Here is a 9773-nt window from a genome sequence, read left to right as displayed (position 1 = left end):
GTATGGGGCCTGGCTCAACCGTTCACCGGCATGGTCGCGGACCGCTACGGCTCGCGCCGGATGGTCGTCGCCGGGCTGCTCTGCTACGCGGCAGGCCTGCTGCTGATGTCTCTCGCTCCCACACCGGCGGCCTTCACGCTTTCAGCCGGACTGTGCATCGGCATGGCGCTTTCGGGCACTGCATTCGGCACGGTATACGGCGCGCTTAACCGCCTGGTGGTGCCGCAGCAGCGTAGCTGGGCGCAGGGTATGGCCGGTGCGGTGGGTGGGCTGGGGCAGTTCCTGGTGCTGCCCTTGTCGCAGGGGCTGATCGCGCAGCTCGGCTGGGCCGGGGCGCTGGCAGCGCTGAGCCTGCTGTGCGCGCTGCTGCTGCCCTGCGCGAAGCCGCTGAACGACCATCCGGCCACTGCGGGGCCGGGCCAGCAACGGCTGTCCAGCGCCTTGCGCGAGGCCTTTGGGCATCGCGGCTTCTGGCTGCTCAACCTGGGGTTCCTGGCCTGCGGCTTTCAGCTTGCATTCATTGCCGCGCACTTGCCGGCCTACGTGCTGGACCGGGGCCTCTCGGCCCGCCACGCCGTGGCTGGCCTGGCACTGGTGGCGCTGGCCAACGTCGCGGGCACCTACGTGCTGGGGGGCCTGGGCGGTAGGTACCGTCGCAAGCACCTGCTGGCCGGTGTCTACCTCGCGCGCTCGCTGGCAATGGCCGCCTTCGTGCTGCTGCCGCTGAGCCCATGGAGCCTGTACGCCTTTTGCGCAGTCATGGGCTTTCTTTGGTTAGGGACGGTGCCGCTGACCAACGGCTTGGTGTTGCAGGTATTCGGCGTGCAATACATCGCCACGCTGTTCGGCTTCGTGTTCTTCGGACACCAGTTGGGCGCGTTCCTGGGCGTATGGCTCGGCGCGGCGGTGTTCGATGCGACGCGCTCCTATGACGTGATCTGGCTGGCCGGCATCGGCCTGGGGCTGCTGGCCGCGCTGCTGCACTGGCCCATTGACGACCGGCCGCTCGTGCCTGCCACGCCGGCTGCCGCATGAGGCTTGTGCGTCGACTTGCCCTGGCCGTCGCGCTGGGCGCCGCCGTGGCCTGGGCTTTCAGCCAATGGTTGCGCCCGGAACGCCTCTTTGACCTCTTGGCCAGCCTTTCGTTCTGTCGCTAGAGGGTGCTATGAGCTTTGGGCTTGCCTGAGCGGCTATGGTCCCCCAGCAGTTCCGGCGCTGGAGCGAAGTGGGCTGCTTCGAGGCGGCGTGCGGCCATGCGCTGGAGCTGTTTTCCCGTACAGTTCAAGCTGGCCCGTCACTTGACGGACCGCGTGCCAGCGACCTATGCAGTTCTCCTGGGCGCCAGGCATCTGTTGGAAGGAGCATGTTCATGGACGCTATCCAGAGTGAGCAGTGGATGCAGCGATTGGCGTCGATTCATCCCTCCGGGCTGCGGCACGAAGGCAAGCTGCTGGCACATGACCATGCGGCGCTGGTGTACTGGTCGCGGCAGGAATTTCTCGACACGATCGTGCCATTCCTGGTGGATGGAATCCGCGCTGGCGATCTGGTCGTCCACATTGCTCACGACGAGCCCCTGGCGCCCGTTGTTGACGCGTTGGCAGACGCCGGCATCGACGTGGCTTCTGCCGCCGCGCAGGGTCGGCTCATGCTGCTGAGCGCCCAGCAAGCGTTCGCTCCAAACGGCCGCTTTGACCTTGAGGCGGCCACCGCAGGCATCAAGGCCATGATCGAAGCGGCACAACTTGATGGCGCCCGCCAAGTGCGGTTCTCCGTGGACATCAGCTACGTGCTCTCGGGCACGCCGGGCATCGAGGACTTCATGGTGCTCGATGCGCGGGCCAATGACGACATCTTTCCCAGCCAGCCCTTCATCTGTGTCTGCGCGTACAACGCCGCGCGGGGCTCAAATCACATGGTCGAGGACATGTTCCTGACCCACCCGCTGGTATTCGTGCGCGGCATTCCGATGGCCAATCCTTACTACCAGCCGTGGGCGCAGATCTCGTCCCGCGCCGACTACCTGCAACGCTGGAAGGCGCGATACAGCGCGGTGGCCTCTGGTGCAGCCACCTGAGCCTGCCAACCGGCCTGCGCCAGCGGCCCAGCCAGTCGAAGGCGACGGTACCGCTTCGCCCTTTGAGCAACTGCTGCAACGGCGCAATCAGATCGAGAGCATCCTGCAAGTCGTCGTGGGCGACGATGGCGTCGTCGTCCAGGACTTCACCGGGCGCATCGTCTACGCCAACGAGCCAGCGGCCCGGCTGCTGGGTGACGACACCGTAACGGCGCTGCTGCGCACGCCCAGCGCCGACTTGCTGGCCCACCTTGTCATCCACGATGAGGCCGGGCGGGACGTTTCGGGCGAACTGCCTGGCACGGCCATCCTTCGAGGCTCCCCACCCGGTGAACGGACGCTGCGCATTCGCAACGCGGCGGCGCGCGAGCGCTGGGTGACGGTGCGCACCTTGGCCATGCGCGACGACCGTGGGACCGTGGCCACGAGCGTGAGCATCTTTCGGGACGTCACCGAGCAACGGCGCACGGCCGAGTTCCGCGAGAACCTGCTGGGCATTGCGAGTCATGACCTGAGGAACCCTCTTTCGGCCATCTCGACGGCAGCCGCTGTGCTGGCCCGGTTTCCGGACCGGCTGGACTCCTCGACAGCGGCAAAACTGGTGCGCCAGATCCAGACCTCTACCGACCGGGCCACCCGGCTGGTTCGCGACCTGCTCGACTTGACACAGGCCCAGCTCGGCGGCGGCATACCGGTTGCTAGGCGGGAGGTTGATGTCGAGGCGCTGGTAGCCGGCGCAGTCGAAGAGGTCACGACGGCCTTGCCTGACCGCACCATGGTGCTCAACTGCTCCGAAGCCGGCACGGCGTATTGGGACCCTGACCGGATCAGCCAAGTACTGGGCAATTTGCTGAGCAACGCCATGACCTACGGCACCCCCGACAAGACCATTACCGTGGACGTGTGCCCGGCACTGTCAACGGTCGCGATTGCCGTCCACAACCATGGCCCGGCCATCGCTGCTGATGAACTGCCGCGGGTCTTCGAGCCGTTCATGCGGGGCGTGACAGCACCCAACCCGCAGCGCAGCGTGGGACTTGGCCTATATGTGGTCAAGGAAGTCGTTGCCGCTCACGGTGGCACCGTGAGCGTCATGTCGGGGCCCCACAGCGGTACCAAGTTCACCGTCATCCTGCCGCGGCAGCTGTAACACGCTGATCCAGGCAGTGCCGTAGAGATTTGACGCTCAAGACACATCGGATGGAGCCAACACCGTTCCAATCGATCGGCACAACGCCCTGTGCAGGGTTGCCCATGTCCATTTTCAGCCAGCACAACGTCAAAGTTATCGGAAACCAAGCCGCGTCCATCGTGTTCATGCACGGCTATGGCTGTGATCAGCAGGTCTGGCGCCACGTAGCGCCCGCATTCGCACAGGATCACCGCATTGTTTTGTTTGACCTCCTTGGTTCGGCGGCGTCCAACAGCGGTACCTTCGACCGGCACAAGTACGCCAACCTGGAAGGGTATGCGCGTGATCTCATCGAGGTATGTCGTGCAGCGGACCTGAAGCGCCCTGTGTTGGTGGGGCATTCCATCAGCGCGATGATTGCCATTGTCGCTGCACGCATGGCACCGGACCTGTTCGACCGCCTGGTACTGCTGGCGCCCAATCCCTGCTATCTCAAGGATGGCAACTACGACGGCGGATTCAGCCGAGAGGACATCGACCAGTTGCTCGACACGCTGGACAGCAACTTCTTCTCGTGGGCGCACATGATGGCGCCGGTGATCATGAACGCGCCCGAGCGCCCGGAGCTGGCCGAGGAACTCGCCAACCGCTTTTGCGCCATGGACCCGCGTGTGGCCCGCCACTTTGCCAAGGTCACCTTCCTGTCTGACTGCCGGCACGAGTTGTCGCATGTGCAGCTGCCTTGCCTGGTACTTCAATGTTCAGACGACGCCTTGGCGCCGTTGCACGTGGGCGAGTACCTTTGCGAGCAGCTGCCGCATGCTGAACTGGTCGTCATGCGGGCCACCGGCCACTGTCCGCACCTCAGCGCACCGCAGGAGACCATTGAGCTGATACGTCGCTACCTTGTCTCACCCGTGTCCCAGCCGGAGCCTGCACGTTGAACCAGGATGCACTGCTCGAGCACGTGCCTTGCGGTCATCTGCTGGTGCGGCACGACGGCCTGGTCCTGCGCAGCAACCGGCTCTTTTCGAACTGGTGCGGCCGGCCCGTTGGCGACATCGAGGGACAGCTGCGGCTGCGTGATGTGTTGACCGCGGCCAGCCGCATTTACCACGACACGTCTTACGTGCCGCTGCTGGCGTTGCAGGGGTTCGCCCACGAGATCTCCTTCGAGCTGGCCGTGCCGGACGCTCCACCGCTGCCGATACTGCTCAATGCCCAGATGCAGCCGCGCCGGGACGGCCTGGAGCCTGTCACCAGCGTTACGGTCTTCAATGCCAGTGCCACGCGGCGCCACGAGCGCGCGCTGATGGTTGCCCGGCGTGAGGCGGAAGCATTCTCCGATGAGCTGGCCGACCGCAATGCCGAGCTGCAGGCGCAGCAGGAGCGGCTGCGCGTTACCCTGGACGCGATGGCCGACGCCATGGTGTCCGTGGACGCCGGAGGGCGCATTGATCTGGTAAACCCAGCTGCCGCGGCGCTGCTACGACTCGCTGCCGGCGAGGCCGTGGACCGGCCGTTTGCCGAGATCGTCAGCTTGATGTGGGCCGACGACCAGCAGCCCCGCCCGTGTCCAGTCACCGCGTGCCTGGAGCAGCAAAAGCCGCTGCACGAAACACGCGCGAGCATGCTGCGCTTGGGCGACGGGTCGCTCAACCGCATCAGCGACACCGTGACGCCCATCCGCAACGTGCGCGGCGAGTGCTGCGGTGCGGTATGGGTGGGGCGCGACCTGAGCGAGCAACACCGCCTGGCCGAGCGCGCCGCCTATGCGCTCAAGCACGACATGCTCACCGGACTGGTCAACCGGCAGGAATTTGAGCAGGCGCTGGCCCGCTGCGCGGCAACCGCACAACCGCCGGGCCAGATGCTGTGCTACATCGACCTTGACCAGTTCAAAATCATCAACGACACACTTGGCCACGCCGCGGGCGACGTGCTGCTACGCGAAATTGCACAACTGCTGCGCGGTGGGGTGCGACGCGACGACCTGCTTGCGCGCCTGGGGGGTGACGAGTTCGGAGTGCTCTTCGGGGGCTGCACGGTGGACGAAGCGCTGCAGCGCGCACAGGCACTGCGCCAGCGCATCGAGTCCCACTGCTTCTATTGGGAGGGCAGCCCTCATGGCGTGAGCGCCAGCGTGGGCCTGGCGCAACTGCCCGACCCCGGTGAGCAGCCTTCGCTGGCACTGATCCATGCCGACATCGCCTGCCACGCGGCCAAGGAGGCTGGGCGCAACCGGGTGCAGTTTTTCGCTCCGGCCGACACGTTGGTGCAGGCGCGCCGCGGCGAGATGCATTGGGTCTCAAAGCTCCAGCGGGCGCTGGCTCAGGACCGCTTTGAGCTTTTCTTCCAGCCGATTGTCGGCACCCAAGCAGACCCCGACAGCCAGCCCTATGGGGAGATCCTGCTGCGGCTGCGCGGTGACGACGGCCAGCTCGTGTCGCCGGCGCTGTTCATTCCCGCTGCCGAGCGCTACCAGCTGATGGGTGCGCTCGACCGCATGGTCCTGCGCAAGACCCTGGCATGGATGCAGCACACGCCGCTCGTGCGCTGCGCCATCAACGTCTCGGGCCAGTCGCTTGGAGACGTGACGTTCCTCGATGACGTGGTCGCCCAAATCCAGCGCAACGGCGTGGACGCACGGCGGCTGTGCTTCGAGTTGACCGAGACGGCCGCCGTAGACAACCTGGAAGCGGCACAGGCCTTTATCGCGCGGCTACGCGCGCTCGGCGCGCGCTTTGCGCTGGACGACTTCGGTGCCGGGCTCTCGTCTTTCAGCTATCTGCGCACGCTGCAGGCCGACGTGCTCAAGATCGACGGCAGTTTCATCAAGGACCTAGACCAAGATGCCCAGCACCGCGCCATCGTAGAGGCCATTCACCGGGTGGCGAGCGCGTTCGACATGCGTACCGTGGCAGAGTGGGTCGAGAACGAGGCCGTGCTCGACGAACTGCGTGCCATCGGCATCGATTACGCCCAGGGTTGGCACACCGGCCGCCCGGTCGCGGTGGAGAGCTGGAGCGCATTGCAGAGGACCATTGCTTGATGAATCCGTGCAGCAAGCGCGTAGGTGTAGGTTTACGCATCAAGCTCACGCTTGAATGCAGCTGTCCCATGCTGGCCTCCTCAGAAAGCCTGATGGACTTGAGCAATCTACGCGCCGATCAGTAACAGCACAAAATTACGATGCGTTGTCAACGGCAATTGATGTCGCCATAACGGACGTTCATGGCGTGACCTGTTTGATCAGGCTACAGTTTTATTCTTAACGGCAACTACATCGATAAAAAAACTTGCAGCTGCAGCAGCTCCCCTATGCAGGCTGCGAGCCACAACGCACCGGACGGCAGCCGCTACAAGCCCTGTCAATGACGGGCAGGCAACCCTTTGCGAAAGTCGATCTGGCGCAGGAGCTGCGCAGTCTCGCGGGTCAAGAGCGTTCCCGGCCGCGCCAGGGGAGTCGCCAGCACCAGGGTGTTCCAGATCGCGGGCGGGCCTATGGAGGCGCGAGACAACTTTTCCCCGACACTGCTGCTGGCCAGGGCGCTTTCCGGCACGATGGTGCAGCCCATACCCTCGGCCACCAATGCCAGCACGGTCTGCACGGCGCCGACCTCGGCCAGCACTTCAAGCGTGATCCCGCGTGGCGCGAGGATTTGATCGAGCAGCCCGCGGATGGCATTCGGCGCGTTGGGCAGCACCATGGCGTAGTTCCCCAGGGCCGTCAGCGCAACACGGGCTGGCAGCTTGCTGTGGGGCGGCGCCACCAGCAGCAGCCGCTCGCGCATCAGCGGCTCGTAGGCCAGCTGCGGGGAAGGCAGCGGGTCGAACATCAAGGCCATGTCGAGCTTGCCCGTGACCAGCGATTCGCGCAGCGCCAGGCTCAGGCCCTCCAGCACGGTGATGACCGCACGCGGAAAACGTTTCCTGAAGCCCTGGATCAAAGGCACCGACATGCCCAGCGCAACCCGTGGCGGCATACCCACCGTGACGCGCCCGCTGGGGTTGTCGCTCATGTCGCGCAGCTCGTCGCTAGCGCGCCGCGACGTGTCCAGGATCGCGCGCGCATGGACGATGAATGCTTCACCAGCGCTCGTGAGCGCCACGCCTCGTCCGGTGCGCACGAGCAGCCGCTGACCAAGCTCTTCTTCCAACAGCGCGATCTGGCGGCTCAGGCTGGGCTGCGCCAGGTTCACGGCCACCGCCGCGCGGCTGATGCTGCCGGTGTCCGCAATCGCGACCAAGGACTCAAGCTGCCGAAATTCCATAGCTAACGAGCATAGCTGCTATAGCTTGGGCTGGCTATTCCAGGCACCGGCCGTTGCCCAGACTTGGCGCCCATGACGACCTCATCCCTGCCCAGCCTGCCGCGCGGTGCATGCAATGCGCACTGCCATGTCTTCGGCCCCCGGGACCGGTTTCCCTACGCGAGCGGCGGCACCTTCGTGCCGGCGCAGGACGCTCCCAAGGAGGCTTTGGTGGCGTTGAATGACAGCCTGGGTCTGGAGCGCTGCGTCGTGGTCCAGTCCAGCTGCCACGGCTTTGACAACAGCGCCACGGAAGACGCGGTGGCCTACCGACCACAGTCCTACCGCGCCGTCGCGCTGCTGCCCACCGACGTTTCCGACGCCGAGCTGCGGCGGCTCGATGCCGCGGGCTTTCGCGGCGTGCGCTTCAACTACATGGGCCACCTCGGCCACCGCACGCCCATTGAGGACGTGCTGGCCCTGGCCCAGCGCCTGGAACCGCTGGGCTGGCACCTTCAGATCCATGGCGACCCCAGCCTGCTCACCGACATGGCCGAGGCGCTCAAGCGCTCGCCGGTGCCCGTGGTCATCGACCACATCGGCCGCATCGACGCATCCAAGAGCGTGCAGCAGCCCGACTTCCAGGCGCTGCTGCGGCTGATGAAGGACGAGCGCTTCTGGGTCAAGGTCAGCGGCATGGACCGCATCACGCGCTTGGGGCCGCCCTACGAAGACGCGCAGCCCTTCGCGCAAACGCTGGTGGCCGAGTTCGGCGACCGGGTGGTCTGGGGCAACGACTGGCCCCATCCCAACCACGCCGGCCCCCAACCGGTGGAGCGGCAGCTCGTGGACCTGATCTTCGCCATTGCACCGCACGAGGCCCAGCGCCAGCGACTGATGGCCGACAACCCCCAACGCCTCTATCGCTTCGGAGACAACTGATGAAACAACGGTTCGACAACAAGGTGGCCATCGTCACCGGCGCTGGCTGCGTCGGCGAAGGCTGGGGCAATGGCCGCGCCATCGCGGTGCGCCTGGCCGAGGAAGGCGCCAGCGTCCTGGCGGTGGACCGCGACCCCGAGCGGCTGGCGCAGACGCTGGAGCTCGCCGGCGAGGCCCGTTCGCGCATCAAGACCTGGGCGGGCGACGTCACCAGCAGCCAGGACATCGCCGCGATGGCCGCCGCCTGTGTCGAGGCCTTCGGCCGCATCGACGTGCTGGTGAACAACGTCGGGGGCTCTGCGGCCGGCGGCCCGGTGGAGCTGTCCGAGGAGATGTGGGACCTGCAGATCGACGTGAATCTCAAGAGCGTGTTCCTGACCTGCAAGCACGTGCTGCCGAGGATGCTGGCCCAGGGCAGCGGCTCCATCGTGAACATCGCTTCGACCTCCGGGCTGCGCTGGACCGGCAGCGCCCAGGTGGCTTACGCCGCCAGCAAGGCCGGGATCATTCAGCTCTCCCGCGTGGTGGCGGTGCAGCATGCCGCGCAGGGCGTGCGCGTCAACACGGTGGTGCCGGGCCAGCTTCACACGCCCATGGTCGAGACGCGGCTGGCCAAGCAGCGCACGGGCGGCGACATCGACGCGCTGCTGGCGCAGCGCCAGAAGCGCATTCCCCTGGGCTTCATGGGCGATGGCCGCGACACGGCGGCCGCCGTGCTGTTCCTGGCCAGTGACGAGGCGCGCTTCATCACCGGCACTGAAATCGTCGTCGACGGCGGCATGACGGCGCGTTGCGACTGAGGAAAGGCCTGCATGAGCCACGATCACATCCGCGTTCCGCTGGTGCAGCCCGGCACGCGTGCCGAGCTTGCCGAAGTCGAGAGCCGCATCATGGCCGAGCGCGGCCGCGTGTCGCTGCTGTACCAGGTGCTGCTCAACAGCGCACCGATTGCTTCCGGCTGGGAGCGCATGCTCACCGCCGTGCGCAACCAGACCGGGATTCCGGCTGACCTGCGCGAGCTGGTGATCCTGCGCGTGGCTGTCCTCAACGGCGCCGGCTTCGAATTCGACGCACATGTGCCGCACGCCGAGCGGGCGGGCGTGACGGCCGACAAGATCGCCGGGACGCGACAGCCGGCCCTGCCGGATGCGTTCACGCCGCTGGAGCGGCTGGTGCTCGACCTCACCGACCGCATGACCCGTGACATCGTCGTGCCGGACGATGTGATGGCCTCGCTGCGTGAGCACTTCGACGCCACGGGCCTCGTGGAGCTGGTGGCCACGGTGGCTGCCTACAACATGGTGTCGCGCTTCCTGGTCGCGCTCAACGTCGCGCACTGATCACCGGCTGCCGCCGACGCGTCAGCCCT

Annotated in this window: 9 protein-coding genes; 8 read left to right on the top strand and 1 reads right to left on the bottom strand. The window is 66.1% G+C overall.

Going from position 1 to position 9773, the window contains the following annotated elements:
- From ALA01S_RS20690 to ALA01S_RS20670, 5 genes are all read left to right on the top strand, one after another.
- Positions 1-1035 (top strand): MFS transporter (locus ALA01S_RS20690; protein ID WP_084267775.1); only part of this gene is annotated, 1035 nt, incomplete at its 5' end.
- Positions 1036-1369: 334 nt separating this feature from the next.
- Entirely contained in the window at positions 1370-2077 is a 708-nt protein-coding gene (locus tag ALA01S_RS20685) for an MEDS domain-containing protein (RefSeq protein WP_169805970.1), read from the top strand.
- Entirely contained in the window at positions 2064-3227 is a 1164-nt protein-coding gene (locus ALA01S_RS20680; RefSeq protein ID WP_066340399.1) for a PAS domain-containing sensor histidine kinase, read from the top strand. The genes ALA01S_RS20685 and ALA01S_RS20680 overlap by 14 nt, the downstream gene beginning before the upstream one ends.
- 104 nt (positions 3228-3331) lie before the next feature.
- On the top strand, positions 3332-4153 hold the full coding sequence (locus tag ALA01S_RS20675) for an alpha/beta fold hydrolase (RefSeq protein WP_066340396.1): 822 nt from the start codon (positions 3332-3334) through the stop codon (positions 4151-4153).
- Positions 4150-6261 (top strand): putative bifunctional diguanylate cyclase/phosphodiesterase, encoded by a 2112-nt coding sequence (locus ALA01S_RS20670; RefSeq protein WP_066340395.1) that lies wholly within the window; start codon positions 4150-4152, stop codon positions 6259-6261. The genes ALA01S_RS20675 and ALA01S_RS20670 overlap by 4 nt, the downstream gene beginning before the upstream one ends.
- A gap of 319 nt (positions 6262-6580) precedes the next feature.
- On the opposite strand, the gene ALA01S_RS20665 is transcribed toward ALA01S_RS20670, so the two are convergent.
- On the bottom strand, positions 6581-7483 hold the full coding sequence (locus ALA01S_RS20665) for a LysR family transcriptional regulator (protein WP_066340393.1): 903 nt from the start codon (positions 7481-7483) through the stop codon (positions 6581-6583).
- Positions 7484-7555: 72 nt separating this feature from the next.
- Here ALA01S_RS20665 and ALA01S_RS20660 point away from each other — a divergent pair, with 72 nt between their 5' ends.
- The 3 genes from ALA01S_RS20660 to ALA01S_RS20650 are packed head-to-tail and all read left to right on the top strand — an operon-like array spanning position 7556 to position 9744.
- Entirely contained in the window at positions 7556-8404 is an 849-nt protein-coding gene (locus tag ALA01S_RS20660) for an amidohydrolase family protein (RefSeq protein ID WP_066340391.1), read from the top strand.
- A complete protein-coding gene (locus ALA01S_RS20655; RefSeq protein ID WP_066340388.1) occupies positions 8404-9204 on the top strand; it encodes an SDR family NAD(P)-dependent oxidoreductase in 801 nt (266 codons plus the stop codon). The genes ALA01S_RS20660 and ALA01S_RS20655 overlap by 1 nt, the downstream gene beginning before the upstream one ends.
- A gap of 12 nt (positions 9205-9216) precedes the next feature.
- Positions 9217-9744, top strand: a complete 528-nt coding sequence (locus ALA01S_RS20650) for a carboxymuconolactone decarboxylase family protein (protein WP_174548645.1) — start codon at positions 9217-9219, stop codon at positions 9742-9744.
- Positions 9745-9773 lie beyond the last annotated feature (29 nt).

The sequence above is a fragment of the Azohydromonas lata NBRC 102462 genome (assembly GCF_001571085.1).
GTDB lineage: Bacteria > Pseudomonadota > Gammaproteobacteria > Burkholderiales > Burkholderiaceae_C > Azohydromonas > Azohydromonas lata.
This window is presented reverse-complemented; position numbering and strand designations above follow the sequence as displayed.